A 21,623-nucleotide genomic window follows, 5' to 3' on the forward strand; every position below is an offset into this window, starting at 1 on the left:
TTTCGGGAAGGCAACCATGGCGCGCGGTGGCGCAGACGCGAACCCCGGGGGCAACCCCTCCAGCAACCCGTCCGCGCCACCGACGTCCCCGCCGCCGCCCCCGGTGGGCGGGCCGACCGGCAACTCCGGGTTCGGCATCAGCGAGTCGTCCATGCAGGGCCTCCAGAACAAGGCGGGCGACCTCCAGTCCCGGCTCGCGGCGATCTCCGGCGGGTTGCAGGGGCTGAAGCTGGGGCCGAACGCGCTGGGTCCGATCGGGATCGTCGCGGTGCCCGCGCTGAACAGCTCCAACGACGCGTCGGTGCAGCAGGCGAGCAACGCCGCCAACGCCATGGGGAACGTGCAGCAGGGGATCAAGGCCACCGCGCAGTCGCACGTCAACAACGACCAGTTCAGCCGGGACCAGTTCAAGAAGATCGACCCCAACTGGGACGCGCAGAAGCTGCCGGGCTCACCCGGCGCCGGACCGGGCTCCTCCCCGCCGGGTGGGCCGAAGACCTCCCAGGGGCCGACCCTGCCCGGCGCGACCGGACCCGGCACCTCCGGCGGGTCGCGCGGGCCTGACGGGTCGAAGGTCACGCAGGGGCCGACCCTGCCCGGTGCCACCGGGCCCGGCACGCCCGGCGGGTCGCGCGGGCCGGGTGGCTCGAAGGTGACCCAGGGGCCCAACCTGCCCGGGTCGACCGGACCCAATGCGCCCGGCGGGTCGCGTGGACCCGGCGGACCGAAGGTCACCCAGGGGCCCACCCTCTCCGGCGCGACCGGGCCCGGCACGCCCGGCGGATCGCGCGGGGCCGACGGGCCCAGGGTCACGCAGGGGCCCAACCTGCCCGGCTCGACCGGTCCCAATGGGACCGGTGGGTCTCGCGGACCGGGCGGGTCGGCCGTCGGCCCCATCACCGGTCCGCCCGGCTCGACCGGGCCCAACGGGACCGGTGGGTCCAGGGCGCCCGGTGGACCCGGCGTGGGTCCGATCACCGGGCTCCCCGGCGCCGGCGCCAACTCGCCGTCGGGCGGTCCCAGGGGAACCGGCGGGGCCTCGGTCGGCCCGATCACCTCGCTCCCGGGCGGGTCGAGCCCGAACGCGCCGGGTGGCTCGCGCGGGTCGACCGGCCCTTCGGTCGGCCCGATCACCAACCTCCCCGGTGCCGGCGGCACGCCCTCGCCGGGTGGTTCGCGCACGCCCGGTGGGCCTTCGGTCAGCCCCATCGCCAACGTCCCGGGCGCGAGCGGATCGCCGTCGCCCGGCGGGTCGAAGGCCACCGGTGGGCCTTCGGTCAGCCCGGTGACCGGCCTTCCCGGCGGTCCCGCCGCGGGCGGTCCCACTGCGGGCGGTCCGGCAGCGGGCGGTCCGGTGGGCAAGGGCGGCACCGCTCCGGGCTCGGGCCCGGTGAGCGGGGTGTCGACGCCACCGGGCGCGGGTTCGGCGGCGGCCCGCGTCTCCGGCGCGCCGTCCGGCGGGCCGGTCGGCGTCCCCACCGCGCCGCCCATGGCCGGTGGCCCCATGGGCGCTCCCGGCGCTCCGGGCGCCGGGGGGACGGACCGGTCGAGCAAGTTCACCGGCGGGCCGGGCAAGGGCACGTTCGACGCGCCCAAGTCCCCGACCGGCGACGGCACCATCACCAAGGCGCCGCCGACCTCGTCGTCCACCCCGCCGCCCGCGCCGAAGCCGACCACCGGCATCCCGGTGGGCACCACACCGCCGGTCACCGCGCCCCCGACCACCGCGCCCCCGACCACAGGCACCACACCGTCGCCGACCACCACACCCCCGGCCTCGTCCGCCCCGGCCCCGAAGCCGACCGCCGGCGCCCCGGTGGGCGCGGTGCCGTCCCCGACGACCACGCCCCCGACCAGCACCCCGTCGCCCTCCGCTCCCCCGAGCACCTCCACAGCGCCGCCGGCAGCACCGAAGCCGGGCTCCACCGCGCCCCCGGTCGGCATCCCGCCGGTCGGTGCCCCGCCCCTCGCCGCCGCACCCCCGGCGGCGGGCGCTCCCGGTCCGGCCGGCCAGCCCGCGGACCGGTCGAGCAGGTTCACCGGTGGGCCGGGCGCGGGCGTGTTCGACGCGCCCAAGCCGCCCACGGCGGACGGGAACATCACCAAGGCGCCGCCGACCTCGCCCTCCACCCCGCCGCCCGCGCCGAAGCCCACCCCGATCACGTCCGTCACACCTCCCGTGACGGCACCCCCGGCCTCCGCGACGCCCACGACCACGCCGCCGGCCACCGGGTTCACACCCCCGCCGCCGGCCACCACCACTCCACCGGTCAGCACTCCACCGGTCAGCACCACTCCGCCGGCCACCACCACCCCTCCACCGGCCGCGAACTCCCCGGCACCGGCGGCCAAGTCGCCCCTGCCGCCGGCGTCCCCGCCGGTCACCAGCGCCCCGCCGGCAGCCACCCCCGCCCCGGTGGCCTTCACCCCGCCCCCGGGCGACGCGCCCAAGACCCCCGGCGCACCCGCGACCGACAGCCCCAGGACCACCGGTCCCGGCACCCAGCCGCCCAAGGGCTCCGCACCGCCCGCCGCACCGGAGGCCAACACCACGCCTCCGCCCACCCAGCAACCCACCACCCAGCCCCCGACCCAGCAGCCCGCACCCCAGCCCCCGACCCAGCAGCCGGCCGCGGCAACACCAGCCGTGGCAACCCCGGTCGTGGCACCGCTGCCCGTCACGACCCCGCCCCCGCCGGCCGCCAAGCCGAAGTCCGCCCGGCCGAACGCCCCCTCCACCCCCCTCGTCCTCGACCCGGCCGCCGACGCCGAGTTCGCCGCGATCCTGCACAGCGACGCCAACGGCCACCCCGGACCGAACCGGGGCAAGCAGCGCGAGGGCTTCCCCAACACCCGTGAGCAGGCGTGGGGCGACTTCAAGCAGGCCGAGCACGACCTCGAAGCGGCCCTGGGCGACGTCGACGTGGCCCAGGCCCGCGTGGACGTGGCCGGTCCCTCCACCGCGAACGCCGACCTCGACAGCGCCCAGCGCAGGCTGGACGTCGCGCAGACCCGCTTCGACCAGGCCGCCAACGACGTCCGAGCCTGGGGCAACGACCCGATCCGGCTCCTCCAGGCCGAAGCCGACGTGCGGGACCGGTCCCTCGGCGAACGCCCACGGCTGCTCGGCGGCGCGCCGTCGAAGTTCCGCGACGTGGTGAACCGGCTGCTGCACCGCAACCAGCCGCCACCGCCGGCCGCTCCGACCACACCCGCGCCCGCGCCGCTGCCGCCGATCGCGTCGCCCGCGCCGATCGACACCTCGGTGTTCACCAACTTCCCCGTGCCGCCGACGCCGGAGCCCGCATCACCGACGACCGACACCGGCACCGATGCCGAGGTCGAGACCGCCGCGCCGGCGCCGAGGTCCCCGTCCCCCGCGCTGTCCGAGGCCCAGGCCAACTACGACAGCGCCCGCCAGGACCTCGACCAGGCCGTCCAGACCAGGTACGAGGCCATCACCGACGGCGCGGACCCGGACGTGGTCGCGCGGTTCGAAGGCGACGTCGAGACCGCGTCCACCAGGGCCCGCGAGGCCGCCCGGGACGTCGAGGCCGTCGAGCGGGCCGAGACCCCGCCCGAGCAGTCCTTCCAGCAGTGGCACGAGCGCGCGTTCGGCACCCCGCCGCCGTCCGGCACCGAGGTCGAGTCGCCGCCGACCGGCACGGACACCGCGCCGCCGCCCCGCGAACCGCGCAACCTGGAGTCCGTGCTGCCGCGCGAGCAGTGGTGGCGGCTCTACCTCGACCCCCGCCACCACGCGGAGGCCCAGCGGAAGTTCCCGGACGACCCCGGCTTCCTGTACGACACGCAGGAGTCGCCCGGCTTCCAGCAGAGCATGGTCGACGCCTACAACGAGGTCCTGAACCCGCCGGACATGTCCGTGCAGCGGCTGACGTCGGCCGACTACAAGCGCATGCACGAGCTGGCGACCAAGAACCTGAACGAGCAGTTCGACTGGTCCGGCCAGCGGGCCCCCGGCGGCGGGATCGTGCCGACCGACTTCCCGCTGCGCGCCGACGCGCCGCACCCGGACGTGCTCACCGACACGGTGGGCGACCGGCCGTTGATGATCGACATGCGGGAGTGGTTCGCCACCCCGCTGTCCGAGCGCGACAGCATCCCGGACCCGCTGACGATCCTCGACTCGTTCACCTACGGCAACAAGTCGATCCGCACCAACTACAACTCCGACCAGGCGCCGCAGCTGATCGACACCGTCCTGGACACCTACTACCAGGACGCCGCGAACGCGCGGACCGACCACGAGCGACTGCGCGCGATCGCCCGCGTGGTGCGCACCTCGCACATCATCCACCCGTTCGCGGACGGCAACCGCCGGCTCAACGTCCACCTGCTGCTCCCCCGGCTGCTGCTGGAGCAGGGCTTCCAGCCGGTCGTGCTGCCGGAGATGCCCGCGCTGTTCCAGGGCGGCTACTCGCTCGACGAGATCGCCACCGCCCTCCAGCACGGCCAGGACCTGGACCTGACCGCCGACGTCGTCATGCCGGAGACGGCCCCGCCGGCCGCGCCCGAACCCGCGCCGGTCCAGGAGGCCCCGCCGGTGCGGGAGGCCCCGGCCGAGACCGCCCCGCCGCGCACCGAGGCGGAGCAGGGCCTGGACGACGCGGTCACCGCCGTGGACCAGGCCGTCGAGGCGCGCCTGGAGGCCCAGCGCGACTACCCCACCCCCGAGCAGCAGGCCCGGCTCGACGCCGACGTGGACAACGCCCTCGGCCAGTACAACCGCGCGCAGGCCGAGCTGGACCGCGAGCGGGCCGTGGCCGAGGTGGACCGGGCGGTCGAGACGCGCCTGGAGGCGCAGCGCGACTACCCCACCCCCGAGCAGCAGGCCCAACTGGACGCCGACGTGGACCGGGCGTTCGAGCAGCTGGTGCGCGCGAACGACGCCATCACCGCGCTCGACGCGCCCCCGGTCGCCCCGCCGCCGTCGAACCCGGGCGCCGACCGGGGCCCGAACGGCAACCCGAACAACGGCAACCCGGACAACGGCAACCCCGACAACGGCACCCCGCCGCCCGCGCCCCCGGCCACGCGCGGCGCGCCCCCGGTGGTCCCCTCCACCCCCACCGCCGACAACCCCGGCACCCCGAACCCCGGCACTCCCGACACCGGCACCGACACCGCGCCCCCGCGCGAGCGGGCCGCGGACGTCCTGAACGACGAGTCCTGGCGGCACAGCCGCGCCAAGACCGCCGACTGGTTCGGCACGGACGGCAAGGTCGACCCCGGCCAGTGGCAGGACCGCCGGGACGGCGCGCACGTCCGCACCGTGGACACCGAGGTCGCCGACGTCCGCACCGACAGCACCGTCACCGACCTCAGGTCCGAGCAGGGCCTGATCAGGTACGACCTGCGCCGCATCGAGGCCGACAACGGCGCGTGGGTCAAGGACTTCACGGTCAAGGTGCACCTCACCCCCGGCGAGGGCGTCGACCCGGAGACGGTCGCCCGGGTCCGCGACAACGCCGCCCAGGGCGTGGACAAGCTGCTCAACCGGGGCAACCACCTGCCGGGCGGCGACCAGTTCCACGTCACCCTGGAGTTCACCGACGACCCGGCCGAGGCGCACACCACGATCGAGGTGGGCGACCAGGACACCGACCAGCTGCACTGGAACCCGGACGCGAGCCCCGAGGTCCTGGCCCACGAGACCCTGCACTACCTCGGGGTGCCCGACGAGTACCGGGACCCGGCGCGGATCTTCCTGAGCAAGCCGGACGACGGCACGCACTCGGCGGTCGTCACCGGCGACGGCGGCATGATGGGCACGGACGTCCACACCACGGACCCCGGCCTGCGCCCCCGCCACCTGTGGCTGGTCGAGCGCGCGGCGAACAGCCAGGTCATGGTGCCCGACACCCGCCTGAGCGACACCGGCCCCACGATCGCGCCCGCCCTCCGACCGCCGACCGCGACCTCCCCGATCGCGACCTCCCCGACCGCGACACCACCGACCGGCAGCACCCGCTCGGCCCCGATCGACGGCAAGCGCAAGCGCGAGGAACCCGCCGACGGCCCCGCCGCGCCCGTCCCGAACACCACGACCGACGCGCCGAGCGTGCCGAAGCGCACCCGCGGCAACGACCTGCCCGGGTTCACCGAGCCCGGCCCGTCGACCCCCGGCACGAGCACCGGCACCGCCACCGGCATGGACGTCGACGAGGACCTGGACCTCGACCAGGACCCGATCTCGAACGTCACCTGGGACCACGACGTCAGCTCGATCGCCACCGACGGCGACGCCGCCATGACCGACCCCGACACCCAGGCCGACGCGAACGCCCTGGCCAACGACCTCGCCGGCCTGTCGCTGAGCGCCAACACGAGGTACAACCCCGCGTTCGCCGGCCTCGCCAACGGCCGGGACGTGTCGCTGCCGACCAGGCAGACCTACCTGGCCGACCTGAGGCGCAGCGTCGGGGAGGGCAGGCCCGTCGCGTTCGTGGTCAACGCGATCGTCGGCATCGACGACGCCGGGTCCCTGAAGGACGTCGTCGACAGCATCATGACCAACGCCGAGGGCCTGGACGGCCGGGTCGCGTTCGTCATCGGCGTCAACGCGAGGGTGGGCCGGGAAGCGGAGCTGAGCGCGAAGCTCGCCGAGCTGGACGGCGTGATCCAGGACCTGGAGCACCCGATCGCGCTGACCGGGATCACGTTCGAGCTGGACGAGAAGGGCAACTTCCCGTACGGCACGGTCCGCAACGAGACCATGACCGGCGAGGCCAACAGGTTCGCCGTCGGCGCCCTGGCCGCCAACGGCAACCACCCCTACCTCGCGGTGCAGGACTTCGACGAGGGCTCCCGCGACGTGCCGTCCGGCAAGCACGTCTTCCGGCACGTCGCCGAGGGCATGGACATCGGCTCGAAGTTCGAGGGCTCGGCGACGACCCGCCCGCTGATGGTCAGCGGCGGCTACCGGGTGGGCGACCAGGCCGCGCTCCTCGCGGAGACGCAAGCGCGCCTGGCGCGGGAGCTGGCCAAGCTCAACGCGACCAGGGACAGCCAGTTGGACACCGACGGCGAGGTGGACCCCGACCTCCAGAAGAAGATCGACAAGCTGGTCAAGGCGGAGGCGAAGCTCACCCCGGCCTTCATCGCCGACTTCACCCGGCAGGTCCAGCACGACATGGCCTCGCGCGTGGAGCAGGCGAAGACCAGCCCGCTGCTGCCCTACACGCCCGAGCCGAACCTGTTCATCGACGCCATCCCGCCGGTGGTCGACCCGGCCGTGCGGTTCGGCGACGGCGGCGCGGAGTTCTCCGCGCTCGGCCGGTCGCTGAACCGGTTCTACGCCGAGGAGCTCGGCGCCGTCTACAACCGGGAGATCGCCGACATCGGTCGGTCCGGCCTCGACCCCGAGGCGGCGGCGCGCGAGTACGAGGCGAAGCTGTCCAACCTGGAGGTCGACGCCAAGACCTACCGGCACCCGGTGCGCGTCACCGCCTTCACCACGGACTTCCAGGGCGCGGCGGTCGAGACGGACCTGTCGCGGCTGGCCCTCGGCTACGCCGTCAAGGGCCAGGTGCCGCAGACCCACGCCGCCCTGGCGAACGTCGCGGACCGCTACTTCGCCTCCCAGGGCGAGAAGAGCGGCACGAGCCTCGCGAACTTCCGCGACACCTTCGCCAAGAACGACCCCGCCAACCGCGAGCCGCTGCGGGTGGTGTTCGCGACCGGTCCCGTCCCGGTGGGCACGCCGTCGGCCGCCTCCGGGTGGCACCCGACCGACCCGGCCGCGTCGGCCGCGGTCGACAAGGACCTGGGCGTCGGCAGGACCACCGAGACCAGCAAGGCGGGCAAGAGCCGGGAGGTGGACCACAACCTCGACCGGGCGCTCCACGCGGAGGTGCCCGGCCGGGGCGTGGTCGCGGGCATCGACCAGGCCGACCTCACCGAGAAGCGGATCACCGGCGTCAACGCCGCGATGTCCACCCCGGAGGGGCTGGTGCAGCGCAGGTTCGCCGCGATCGGCGACTTCCTCGCCTCCCCGCAGGCCCCGCCGCCGGCCCCCGACGGCCTGTTCCGGGCGGTGGCCGCCGGCAAGCCCGGCACCGACCCCGCCCGGCTCCGCGCGGACGTGGTGAAGTCCGTCGCCGACCGCGGCCTGCCGGGCGCCGAGAACAAGCGCGTGGCCAAGGCCATCGCGGACTTCACGCTGGACAACCCGGCCGCGCCCGGCGACGTGTGGATGGCCTTCGTGCAGCCGACGCCGCCCGCCGCGCCGGACCTGTCCGCCGTGGCGACGGAGATCCCCGGGCTCGACCTGTGGGTCAACGACAACCCGGACACCGCGCCGAACGGAGGCCCGGCGGCGGAGTTCGACGCCGAGACCCGGGCCGAGTTCGAGGCGGAGGCGCGGGCCGAGGCCGAGACCGACGCGCGGGACCGCGCCGAGAGCGCCGCCAACGCCGACAAGCTCGCCGCCCAGGCGATCGCGACGCAGCTCAAGACCCCGATCACGGTGCACGAGCCGGGCCGGGCCCCGACGACGTACACCCCGCTGGGCAAGGTGCCGAGGCGGCTGCCCCCGGCGATCCACGTCCAGGCGAACCCGAACCCCGGCGGCCGGACGACCTACAGCCGCTACACCCCGCCCGTGCCGCAGACCAGGGGCGCGCCGCCCAAGCCCGAACCGGCCGCCGAGGTCCCGAGCACCCGCTCCGCCCCGCCGGCGGTCCCGAGCACCCCGACCCCCGCCACCCCGTCCGCCGACACCCCGTCCGCCGACACCCGCGCCACCGGCACGCCGGGCACCGACACCGCCCACACGCCGCCCACCGACACCCGCGCCACCAGCGCCCCCGACACCGACGCGGACGTGCAGCTCCCGAACGCCCCGAGCCGCTCGCACCGCCCCGCCCCCACCGCGCCGATCCCCCTGGCCACGCTCACCCCGTCCCCCCGGACGCCGGTCATCACCACCCGCAACCTCCCGGAGTTCTTCCAGACCGGCCAGGCCCTGGGCACGATCGCCGCGGTCGAGGTGCGGGGCGCGGCCAGGGTCGCCGCCGCCGTCGACGGCCTCGCCGAGGCCGACGCGACCCGCATCCGCGAGGCCGTCGAGGGCGAGTTCGAGTCGTTCCTGGGCCAGGGCCGCGACTTCCAGGTCAGGATCGGCAACCAGTGGTTCGAGGCCAACGTCCGGGCCACCCCGCTCCCGCCGGCCGACCAGGACGCGGCCCTCACCACCCCCACCACCCCCACCAAGGTGGACCTGGCCGTGCAGAGCGGCACCAGCTCGTCCAGCACCGGCACCCTGGCCGGCGCCCGCGACCTCGGCCTGGCCGCCACCGCCGGCACCCCCATGGGCCCGTACGGCTCGCTGGCCGGCAAGGCCCAGTTCGCCGCCCCGGCGAGCAGCACCACCACCTCGACGTCGACCACCGACCAGCGGATCATCCGCTCCGGCGAGGGCTCCACCCGGGCCGACGTCCCGGTCGCCTTCCAGGTCACGCTCACCGACGCGGCCGGCCGGGTCCGGCAGTCCACGCCGGTGCTCACCGACGCGGGCGGCCCGGTGGGCGTCACCCTCCAGGTCCCCGACGACCTGACCACCATCGTCGACTCCAGGCCGACCACCGCGCCGAACCCGAACCCGCCGGCCGCCGACTGGGGCGCGCGGGTCGAGCACCTGGTCCCCGAGGCGGTCGTCGACCTCGACGGGAAGGCCCTGTTCACCGACGTGGCGGCCAGGCTGCACCCGTCGATCACCAAGCTCGGCGCGCCGGGCCGCACCGCCCTGCGGACGTTCCTGAGCGGGACCACCGTGCGCGACAACCTGGGCGCCATGCTCGGCGGCTGGGTCACCTCGCCCGACCTCGTCAGCCCCCACGGCAGCAAGGGCGCCGCCGTGCAGGTGCGGGCCCACCTGCGGTCCGCCGAGCTGGTCGGCGTGCACTCCGACGCCCAGCTGCGCGTGCACGAGAGCACCGCGTTCGGCACGGGCGTCACCGCGACGTCCAAGTCCGGGTTCGACCTCACCGGCGGGCTCGGCGGCAACATCGGCGTGCCCACCGCGGTCAACGGCCAGGTCGGCGCCACCCTCGGCTACTCCGCCCGCACGGCGGACAGCTCCAGCGCGGGCACCGCCACCACCAACCGCACCGGCATCCAGGTCAAGGGCGGCACCGGCCTGTACCGGGTGACCGCCGAGCTGGAGGTGCGCACCCCCAGCGGCGACAACGTCACCGTGCCCGTCACCACCTACGTGCGGCTGGGCCTGCCGGAGGCCGCGGCGCTCGACCTGCCCGTGCCGGAGCACACCCGCAGGGGCGTGGCGGAGCGGACCGACACCCCGCGCTGGGCCCCGCCGTACCTGGCCGGCGCGTTCGCCGCGGGCAACGCGCGGGTCGGCGACTTCGAGCCGGCGAACCGGGTGCTCCCCCAGGTGGAGGGCGCGCTGCGCAACGTCAAGGGCCTGGAGGGGCTGCTGCCCACCTGGAACGACCGGAGCTCGAACCCGCGCAGCGGCAAGGGCAAGGACTTCGCCGACGTGGGCGCGCGGCTGGCCAACCAGCGCAAGCTCACCCTGCTGACCCCGGCCGCCCTGCGGTCCAACGTGGACAGCCTGCTGGGGCCCGGCGTGCAGGTCCAGCTCAAGCACCCCGGCGCCACCACCAACACCTACGTCAACGTCACCGTCAAGGCGAAGCTGAAGAACACGACCCACCTGGGCCAGGCCGACGGGCGCAACGTGCGCGCCTCCGCGTCCAGCGGCCCCAGGCTGGACAGCGCCACGGCCACCACCAAGGGCTGGAGCGGCGGCGTCGAGGGCAGGGTGGTGGTCCCGGCCGTGACCGCGGCCGCCGCGCTGCGGCCGACCCCTCAGGTCGGCGTGAAGTACAACCACTCGTGGACCACGAGGAACACCGGCGGCCCGACGGTCAACGCCACCTCGTTGAACGTGGGCAGCGCCGACGCCCAGGTGTTCCAGGGCGACGTGGAGTTCGAGGTCGAGATCACCACGTTCACCCGGCCGCGCTCCTGGGTCCAGCGGGTGACGCCCTCGTTCAGCTGGAAGCCCGAGGCCCCGACCCCGCGCGTGGTGGCCCGCACCGTCGGCGGCCCGGCGCTCGACCCCGCCGACCCGGACAACCCCGAGATCCTGCCCCTGGTCCACGGCACGGCGAACCTGTGGGTGTCGGACGGCTCCGCGATGACCGCCGACCCGGCGGGCTTCCGGCCGGGCGAGCCGCGGGTGCGGCAGCTGACCGGCGCGCCGACCGTCAAGGAGCTGCTCACCACCCGTCCCGCGACGCACTCGCCCGAGTTCCTGCACGTCGAGGCGGTGGCCAACACCACCGCGCTGCACCGGGCGGCGATCGACGTGATCACCAGGGCCGCCGGCGGCGACCCGGCGCTGACCGTGCCCGGCACGGAGTCGCGCCACCAGGTCGACCGGATGTTCAGCCCGGAGAACATCAAGGCCAACCTGCGCAGGCTGGTCGAGACCGGGATGCAGGAGCAGGGCCTCAAGTACGACCGGCGGATCACCGACCGCACCGGCTCCGTCGGCATGTCCGTGGCGCTGAGCAAGCCCCGGCTGGTCTCGATCTCCGACACCACCGGCACCGAGAACGCGGTCACCGGCGGCTACAAGGCGGGCGACAGCACCACGACCAACCGTTCCGTCGACATCACCGGCGGCGTCAACGTGCCCATCCGGCCGAACGCCACCCCGCCGGCGGCCGGCGAGCCGGTCCCGGCGAGCGGCGCGGGCGGTGTCGCGGTGGCGGGCAAGGTCACGCCGTGGTCGGACACGACGTCCCGGGCCCGCGAGGTCAGCGGCACCGTGGACCGCAACGTGGTCACCCCGGCCGACGGGCGGACCGTGCTGATCCAGCTCGACGCGGACGTGACGATCACCGCCGAGAGCCGCGCGGGCAACGTGTGGCACGGCGGCACGCCGCGCGCCGAGGGCGCCGTCGTGACGCTGCCCAAGGCGGTGTTCGCGCGGGTCACCGAGGACGTGGCGCGCGAGCTGGGCGTGCTGCCGAACGTGACGCCGAACGTGCCCGCGGTGTTCCCCGCCCTGGCGCCGCCGCGCACCGTCGCCCCCGGCGAGCCCGGCTCGCTCGGGCTGTCCGCCGTGGACGACGTGCCGGACCTGTCCGACCTGGTCGACGAGCTGGTGACCGAGGTCAACGGCAAGACCGCCAGGAGGTTCGGCGAGCCGCTGGTGCCGGACTCGGTGCTGGAGGACTCGATGAACAACCTCCAGCGGTTGGTCGACTTCAGCTCCCGGACCTCGGTCAAGGCGATGATCGACAGCGCGCTGGACGGCGGCGTGCCGCTGCTGGTGCACCAGCCGGGCACCTTCGGCAAGGACTCGTTCCAGGTCACGCTGCGCGCGAAGGCCGGCACGCCGAGGTTCGACCGGGTGGTCAACGACGGCGTCGACGTCGAGCACACGATCGCCGCCGCCGACAAGCTGTCCGACAGCCGGGGCCGGGGCACGGGCTGGGGCATCGGGCTCAAGGCGCCGGGCCTGGCGCAGCCGGGCAGCGCGAACCCGAACGTCACCGGCACGGCGGGCGTGATCGCGTCGGCCAACCTCAACCACGCGCGGTCGACCGCGGTCACCGACGCCACCACCCGGCAGTTCGGCCACCTGCGCGCGGGCGGCGGCCCGGCCGCGCGGTACACCGTGCCGATCGAGTTCGAGCTGGTGGTGGAGAAGGGCGACCAGGAGATCGCCAGGGCGGCCGGCGGCCCCCGGGAGATCGGCGTCCGGCTGCACGCGGACAACCTCAAGGTCGACGACCCCGCGGCCACCCCGGGCCTGCCCTACCTGGCGGCGGCCGTCAAGCGCGGCGCCGAGTTCGGCGGGCGGGCCGAGGTCCGGGCGTGGCAGCAGGCGCCCGGGGCCACCCAGCTGCCGGTGTCGGCGTCGATCGAGAACCTGCGCGGCGTCGGCGACCTGCGGGACGCGGCCGTGCGGGCGCTCGTCGCGGCGGGCGCGAACCAGGGCCTCGTCGGCAAGGGCACCGGACCGCTCAACACCGTGCTGTCCACGATCAGCCAGGAGAACCTCCAGCCGAACCTGCCCGGCATGACCGACGGGTCGCTGGTCGTGCCCGGCCTGCACGAGGCGGCGCTGCTGTTCGGCCAGGACGCCGACGTCCGGGTCTACGCGCGGCTGGTGAACCCCCGGCTCGGCGCGCTGAGCGACGGGGTGAAGCTGGAGAACCCCACGTCCGTCGTGAGCACCACCAGCGGCGAGGCGAAGGTCAGCGAGACGCCGGACGTGTCGGTGGGCTTCGCCACCGGCAACGCGGCGGTGAAGCAGGGGCCGCAGCCCGAGGACACGGTCAACTTCACCACCGGCGGCGTCGAGCTGCGGCACGGGTCCGAGGACTCGCAGGCCGTGTCCGGCGGCGCGACCGACAACCGGACGACCAACCTCAAGCCGCAGGGCCGCACCGGTCTGGTGGAGTTCGACGTCGAGTACCGGGTGGTCGCCCGGGTCGGCGGCCGGCTCGGGGTGGTGGACCTGGCGGTGCCCGCGTCCGCGGCCGCGCGGATGCCCGCGCCCGAGGTCGAGGCCCTGCTGGGCGCCTTCCCCGCCGAGCTGGACCGGGCCCAGGACGACGTCAAGGCGGCGGCGAAGGCGTGGCGCGACGCGGAGGTGGAGGTCGACCGGGCCCGCCACGCCGCCCAGCGCACCGTCAACGAGGTCGCCGCCGAGCTGGCCAGGACCGACGACGCGCTGACCGTGCTGGCGATCGGGCTGAACACCGGCATCGACACCGACCTGGGGGAATCGGCCGGGGTCGCCGACCTGGAGACCGCCCTCGACGACGCCCGCGGCGAGGTGACCGGGCTCCGGCAGGTCGTCACCGACCTCAAGACCCGGGTCACCGGGCTGGACTTCGCCGCCCAGAACGCGGACGAGGCCCTCGACGACGCGACCCACGACGCGGCGGAGAGCGGCGCCTCGGTCAAGGGCCTGGAGACCCGCCTCGACGACGCCGCCGAGCGCCTGGCGCGGGCCGAGGAGGCGTTGCGGACCGCCGAGCCGCCCGCCGCAGACGCGGCCCGCGCCGCCCGCGACGGCGTGCGGGACGAGGTCGAGGGGCTGACCCGGGAGCTGACCGGGGCGCGGGAGCGGCTCGACGCGGACGAGCGGGCGCGGCAGCTCGCCGAGCTGACCGCCACCGAGGCCCACGCCGAGCTGACCAGGACGCGGGAGGCGCTGACCGGGGCGGAAACCGACCTGGAGACCGCGCGGGCCGCCGTCGACACGGCCAAGGAGGACCTGCGCGAGCAGCAGCGCGCCGCCCGCGAGGCGCGGGAGGCCCGCGACCGGGCGAGGGCCGCCCACGACGCCCTGGTCCGCGCGCGGGAGGCGCGGGAGGCCCTGATCACCGCGGCCGAGGTCGCGCTGAACGACGCCCGCGCCAGGGCCGACGGCGAGCAGTTGGCCTGGTGGGGCGCCAAGCGCGTGGTGGACGGCCAGGTGAGCGCCTACAACGCCACCCCGCCCCCCGCGGCCAACGGCACGCCGCCTCCCGCCGGGACCACCGCGGCCACCGCCACGGCAGGCACGTCCACCACGGGCACGTCCACCGGAAGCCCCTCGGTCGCACCCCCGCCCGTCCCCGGTTCGACCCCGGCACCGCAGACCCCCGCCGCACCGCGGACCGCCCCGCCGACCCCGCCGACCACCACCCGGGCCGCCGACCCCACCGGCCCGACCACCACCCGGGCCGAACGCGGCCCCAAGCCGGAGCTGACCCTCGACCTCCCACCGGGCGGCACCGACCTCACCGGGCCCGACCGCGCCCGGCTCGACGCCCTCGCGCACGACATCGCCGAGCAGAACGCCCTGCGCGACCGCAAGGGCTACCTGCGCCCCGCCGTCGAGGTCTCCGGCCCGAACGCCCCCCTGCTCAGGGACCACCTGGCCGCCAGGGGCGTCGAGGCCACCGTCCGCGCCGGCGCCGACCCGACCACCGACGTCCACGTGGACTGGGACCTCAGGCGGGCCGAGACCTGGACCCCGCCCCCCACCCCGCGAAGCGCGCGGGTCACCGGCACGACCATCACGTCACCGGAACCGGCGGGCCCCCACCCGGTCCTCGACGACCCGTCCTGGCGGCACAGCACCGCGCCCACCGCCGACTGGTTCGCCGACGACCGCGCCGTGCCCGGCGAGGACATCGCGGCGGCCCGCGCCACCACCCCGGTCACCGGCCGGGTCCGGGGCGAGGACGGCGGCGTGCTCGACACCACCACCATCGGCCCGGACGGCATCCGGATGAAGGCGTGGCGCGGCCCCATCGCCTACGACACGCGCGTCCTGGACATCGGCGGCACCCCGGTCCGCGACTTCACCGTCAGGCTGCACCTGGACCCGGGCACCGCGAACCCGGCCGAGCTCCTGGACCTGAAGACCCGCACCCACGAGGGCGTCGAAGCCCTGTTCAACCGGGGCAACCGGCTCCCCGGCGGCGAGCAGTTCCACGTCACGGTCGAGTTCACCGACGACCCCGCCGACGCCCACGCCACCGTCACCGCCGGCGACCCGGACGGCCGCGCCAACCAGCTGAACTGGCCCGTCGACACCGACCCGCGCCGCCTCGCGCACGAGATCGGCCACTTCCTCGGTCTCCAGGACGAGTACCTGGAGACCGCGGGACCCCGGCCGGTGTTCCAGCACCAGGACGGCAGGGGCCGCGTGGTCGGCGACAACGCGCCCATGACCGCGGGCATCGACGAGGCCGACGTGAGCCTCAAGCCGCGCGACCTGTGGCTCGTCGAGAACCGGATGCGGGCCCTGGCCTCGGACCTGCCCGTCGAGGTCGACCCCTCCGCCCAGCCGCCGAACGCGGTCAAGCGCACCCGCAGCGGGGCCGACCTCGGCCCCGGTCCGTCCCAGCCGCCCACCAAGCGGTTCCACGACCTCGGCCTGGCCGACGGCGACGGCGACAGCGACAGCGAGCTGTCGGACGCCCCGGACGACGACGTCGAGATGGCCGACGCGGGAACGACCGCCCCCGTCACCCTCACCAACCGGGGCGGGACGCACAACGCCGCGTTCGCGGACCTGGCCAACGGGCGCACCCTGCACCCGGTGACCGGGGACGACTACCTGGAGCTGACCCGCCGCGGCATCGAGGCCGACCAGCCGCCCGCGTTCGTGGTCAACGCCATCGTCCGGGCGGGCGAGCTGGGCGACCTGGACGACGTCGTCGACGGCGTGATGGCGAACGTGCCGGCGGAGCTGCGCGACCGCGTCGCGTTCGTCTTCGGCGTCAACGCCGCGCGGCAGCAGGACATCGACGCCGCCGTGGCCGCCGCGGCGCCGGTCGTCGCGGCGCGGCGGGAGCCGGTGGCGCTGGCCGCGCTGCCCCCGCACGGCGGCGACTTCAGGTTCGGCCCCACCCGCAACGCCACGCTGGAGCACAACGCCACCGAGTTCGCCGTGCTCGCCATGGCCCACAACGGCAGGCACCCGTACGTGGCGGTGATGGACTTCGACCCGAGCGACCGCACCACCGCGGCAGGCCCGCACGTGTTCGAGCACGTCACGGCCCTGCTCAGCGACACGACCGGCCTCGACGACCCGCAGCCGTCGCGTCCCCTGGTCGTCGGCGGCGGCTACCGGGTCCCCGATCCGCGGCAGCTGGTGGCCGACACGCGGCACCGCATCGACACCGACCCGGACACGACCCCGGCGCAGAAGCGGGCCTACCGGGCGAAGCTCGACGACCCGGGCTTCCTCGCCCGCTTCGAGCAGTCCATCGCGGCCGACATGCACTCCCGGCGCAACCAGGCCGGCATCCACCCGCTGCTGCCCTACACGCCGGAGCCGAACCTGTTCTTCGACGGGCTGGTCGCGCTGGCCGACCCGGAGGTGCGGTTCGGGCCGGGCGGCGCCGAGTTCGGCCGCCTCGCGCAGAAGATGAACGAGGTCAACGCCGCCGAGCTGAGCGCCCTGCACGCGGCGGCCGTGGCCGCCGGTGAGGTGTCGCCGGACGACGCCCGCGAGCGCCTCAAGGCGGACGCGCAGAACAACCGGCACCCGGTGCGCGGCGTGTCGTTCGCGGTCGACTTCGTCGACGGCGCCACCGGCACCGACCTGTCCCGCATCGCCTACGGCGTGGTGCGCAAGACCAAGGTGCCGCAGACGCACGCGCAGCTGCCGAACGTCATGGAGCGGTTCGTCGACGGCCGCAACGCCAAGACCGGGATGAAGCTGGCCGACCGCCGCCGGGGCGTCGGCGAGGACCCGTACGAGCTCGGCGAGCCGCTCCGGCTGCCGCCGGACGGGCGGGGCGCGGCCACCTGGGACCCGGACGCCGCGACGCGCGCGGAGTACGGCGAGCCGGCCGACCGCAACCCGTTCAACCCGGCGATCTCCACCCCCGCCCCGGCGCCGTTCGGGGAGGTCGTCGACGCCGCGGGCGACGTGGTGCGGCCGGCCGTGGAGGTCGGCGTGCCGCAGGAGCACAAGGTGGTGGCCGCGCACGAGCTGGTGGCCTCCGACCCGGTCAGCGAGGCGAAGCGGCAGCTGCGGTTCCTGGAGCACGACGTGCTGCCGCACCTGGACGGCGACGCGCCGCCCGGCACGGCCCCGTTCACCCCGGCCCCGCCCGCAGCGAACGGGCTGTACCACGCGGTGGGCCTGGCCACCGGCACCCCGCCGCGGGTGCTGCGCTCGGCCGTGGTCACCGGGGCCGACCCGAAGCACGTGGCCGAGTTCCTGCTCCGGCACCCGATGCGCCACGGCCACTTCCACCGCGCCCTGGTGGAGCCGGGCAACCGGTCGCCGCAGGCGGGTCCCGAGGAGGCCATGGCGACCAACGCCCGGGACCTGTCCGGGCGGCTGATCGCGACCCACCTGAGGGTGAACCTGGCCATCGTGACGCCGCACTCGCCGCAGCCCGTCGTGCTGGTCCCGTTCGGCCTGGCCGCCGAGCAGACGGTCACCGTGCGGGAGGTCCTGGCGAACGGCGTGGTGGCCTACCAACCGGTCTGAGGTCCGCAGTGGACGGTGCTCATCACCCCTTCGTGTGATGAGCACCGCACAGCGGGACCAGCGCAACCGTGAGGTGAATCAATCAAGAACCCGAGGTGCTGTCTCGTCGCTCACAGACGGGTCGGGCCGTTGGGTCGGGTGGCGCGCGCGGGACTAGCATCCGGGTCGAGGTCCTAGTACAGACCAGTCCACCACTGACGCTGGAGGCCGTTGCGCATGGCCGGCACCACCGCACCCGAGCGGGCGGGCGGCAGCTCCAAAGGGGGCGGCACGCTCTACCGCGGTGACCTGGGCATGTGGTCCTGGGTCGCCCACCGCATCACCGGTGTGCTGACGTTCTTCTTCCTGTTCGCGCACGTCCTGGACACCGCCCTGGTCCGGGTCTCCCCGGACGCCTACGACAAGGTCATCGAGACCTACAAGAACCCGGTCGTCAACCTGTTCGAGGTCGGCCTGGTCGGCGCGGTGCTCTACCACGCGCTCAACGGCATCCGGGTGATGCTGGTCGACTTCTGGGAGAAGGGCGCGCGCTACCAGAAGCAGATGCTGTGGGCGGTGCTCGGCGTCTGGGTGCTGGTGATGATCCCCGGCACCTACTACATGATGGTCCGCACGGTGTCCGACCTGTTCGGTGGGGGTCACTGATCATGAGCGAGTCCCTGGCCCTCGACAAGCCGCGCTCCCCGCGCCGCCCGGCCGCCCGCCGCAACAACTTCGAGCTCTACAGCTGGCTGTTCATGCGCATCTCGGGCGTGGCGCTGGTGGTCCTCGTGCTCGGCCACCTGTTCATCATGAACATCCTCGACGGCGGTGTGCACCGCATCAACTTCGGCTTCGTCGCGGGGCGCTGGGCGTCCCCGTTCTGGCAGCTCTGGGACCTGGCGATGCTGTGGCTGGCCCAGATCCACGGCGGCAACGGCCTGCGCACCGTGATCAACGACTACGCCCGCAAGGACGCGACCCGGTTCTGGCTCAAGGTGCTGCTGTACGTGTCGATGGTGCTGGTCATCAGCCTGGGCACGTACGTGATCTTCACCTTCGACCCGAACATCACCGACTGACCCGCCGCGGAGAGCACATGCAGTACCACAAGTACGACGTCGTCATCATCGGCGCCGGCGGCGCCGGTATGCGCGCGGCGATCGAGGCGGGTCAGCGCGCCCGCACGGCGGTCCTCACCAAGCTCTACCCCACCCGGTCCCACACGGGCGCCGCGCAGGGCGGCATGTGCGCCGCGCTGGCGAACGTGGAGGAGGACAACTGGGAGTGGCACACCTTCGACACGATCAAGGGCGGCGACTACCTGGTCGACCAGGACGCCGCCGAGATCATGGCGAAGGAGGCCATCGACGCGGTCCTGGACCTGGAGAAGATGGGCCTGCCGTTCAACCGCACGCCCGAGGGCAAGATCGACCAGCGCCGGTTCGGCGGCCACACCCGCAACCACGGTGAAGCCGCCGTGCGCCGGGCGTGCTACGCGGCCGACCGCACCGGTCACATGATCCTCCAGACGCTGTACCAGAACTGCGTCAAGCACGGGATCGAGTTCTTCAACGAGTTCTACGTCCTCGACATCTGCCTGACCGAGACCGACAACGGCCCGGTCTGCACGGGCGCGGTCGCGTACGAGCTCGCCACCGGCGAGATCCACGTCTTCCAGGCCAAGTCGGTGGTCTTCGCCACCGGCGGCTTCGGCAAGGTCTTCAAGACCACGTCCAACGCGCACACCCTCACCGGCGACGGCATGGGCATCGTCTTCCGCAAGGGCCTGCCGCTGGAGGACATGGAGTTCTACCAGTTCCACCCGACCGGCCTGGCCGGCCTCGGCATCCTCCTCACCGAGGGCGCCCGGGGCGAGGGCGCGATCCTCCGCAACGGCTCCGGCGAGCGGTTCATGGAGCGCTACGCCCCCACCATCAAGGACCTGGCGCCACGCGACATCGTGGCCCGCTCCATGGCGCTGGAGGTCCTCGAAGGACGGGGCGCCGGCCCGAACAAGGACTACGTCCTGCTCGACTGCACGCACCTGGGCGCCGAGGTCCTGGAGTCGAAGCTCCCGGACATCACCGAGTTCGCCCGCACCTACCTCGCGGTCGACCCGGTCGAGGAGCCGGTGCCGGTCTACCCCACCGCGCACTACGCGATGGGCGGCATCCCCACCAACGTGCACGGCGAGGTGCTGCGGGACAACGACAACATCGTCCCGGGCCTCTACGCCGCCGGCGAGTGCGCCTGCGTCTCCGTCCACGGCGCCAACCGCCTGGGCACCAACAGCCTGCTCGACATCAACGTCTTCGGCCGCCGGGCGGGCATCGCCGCCGCCGAGTACGCCAACAACCACGAGCACCTCGACCTGCCGGAGACCCCCGCCACCGTCGTCGAGGAGCAGCTCGCGCTGATCCTGTCCGAGCACGGCCACGAGCGGGTCGCGGACATCCGCACCGAGCTCCAGGCCACCATGGACGCCAACGCGTCGGTCTACCGCACCGAGGACACCCTCAAGCAGGCCCTGCACGACGTGCAGGCCCTCAGGGAGCGCTACGGCCGGATCACCGTCCAGGACAAGGGCAAGCGGTTCAACACCGACCTCCTCGAAGCGGTGGAGCTGGGCTTCCTCCTCGAACTGGCGGAGGTCCTGGTCGTCGGCGCCCTGGCGAGGAAGGAATCGCGCGGCGGCCACGCCCGCGAGGACTACCCCAACCGCGACGACACGAACTTCATGCGCCACAGCATGTACTACAAGCAGGATGACGACATCCGCCTGGACTACAAGCCCGTGACGTTCACCCGGTACCAGCCGATGGAGCGCAAGTACTGATGACCGCTACCGCTGAAGCACGGACCGGCTCCCGCGGCAACCAGCCCCCGGTACCGGACGGCGCGATCACCATCACCCTCAGGATCAGGCGTTTCAACCCGGAGTTCGACGACGAGCCCCGCTGGGACGACTTCGAGATCCCGGCACTCCCCTCGGACCGGGTCCTGAACCTCCTCCACTACGTCAAGTGGTACCTGGACGGCACCCTGACGTTCCGCCGCTCGTGCGCGCACGGCATCTGCGGCTCGGACGCCATGCGCATCAACGGCGTCAACCGCCTGGCGTGCAAGGTCCTGCTCAAGGACCTCCTGGCCGGGGGCGGCAAGCAGACCACCATCACCGTCGAGCCGATCAAGGGCCTCCCCGTCCACAAGGACCTCTTGGTGGACATGGAGCCGTTCTTCGAGGCGTACCGGGCGGTCAAGCCGTACCTCATCACGTACGGCAACGAGCCCACCCGCGAACGCGTGCAGTCCATCGCCGACCGGGAACGCTTCGACGACACCACGAAGTGCATCCTGTGCGCCGCCTGCACCACCTCGTGCCCGGTGTACTGGACCGAGGGCAGCTACTTCGGCCCCGCCGCCATCGTCAACGCGCACCGCTTCATCTTCGACAGCCGCGACGAGGGCTCGGAAGAACGCCTCGACATCCTGAACGACGTGGACGGCGTCTGGCGCTGCCGCACCACCTTCAACTGCACCGACGCGTGCCCCCGGGGCATCCAGGTGACGAAGGCGATCCAAGAGGTCAAGCGCGCCCTGCTCTTCAAGCGCGTCTGACCCCCGCACACCG

General features: G+C 74.2%; 5 protein-coding genes. All 5 read left to right on the forward strand.

What is annotated here, in order from left to right:
• The first annotated feature begins 16 nt into the window (after window positions 1-16).
• The gene (locus tag ACFP3R_RS09685; protein WP_380634798.1) at window positions 17-18,010 is read left to right on the forward strand and encodes a hypothetical protein; all 17,994 of its coding nucleotides are present in this window, start codon (window positions 17-19) and stop codon (window positions 18,008-18,010) included.
• A 216-nt stretch (window positions 18,011-18,226) separates the two neighbouring features.
• On the forward strand, window positions 18,227-18,655 hold the full coding sequence (sdhC, locus tag ACFP3R_RS09690; RefSeq protein ID WP_380634800.1) for a succinate dehydrogenase, cytochrome b556 subunit: 429 nt from the start codon (window positions 18,227-18,229) through the stop codon (window positions 18,653-18,655).
• Between the two features lie 2 nt (window positions 18,656-18,657).
• Window positions 18,658-19,071 (forward strand): succinate dehydrogenase hydrophobic membrane anchor subunit, encoded by a 414-nt coding sequence (locus ACFP3R_RS09695; protein ID WP_380634801.1) that lies wholly within the window; start codon window positions 18,658-18,660, stop codon window positions 19,069-19,071.
• Between the two features lie 17 nt (window positions 19,072-19,088).
• Window positions 19,089-20,828, forward strand: a complete 1,740-nt coding sequence (sdhA, locus tag ACFP3R_RS09700) for a succinate dehydrogenase flavoprotein subunit (protein ID WP_380634802.1) — start codon at window positions 19,089-19,091, stop codon at window positions 20,826-20,828.
• Window positions 20,828-21,610, forward strand: a complete 783-nt coding sequence (locus ACFP3R_RS09705; protein WP_380634803.1) for a succinate dehydrogenase iron-sulfur subunit — start codon at window positions 20,828-20,830, stop codon at window positions 21,608-21,610. The genes sdhA and ACFP3R_RS09705 overlap by 1 nt, the downstream gene beginning before the upstream one ends.
• Window positions 21,611-21,623 lie beyond the last annotated feature (13 nt).

This window comes from Saccharothrix lopnurensis, assembly GCF_042658445.1.
GTDB lineage: Bacteria > Actinomycetota > Actinomycetes > Mycobacteriales > Pseudonocardiaceae > Actinosynnema > Actinosynnema lopnurensis.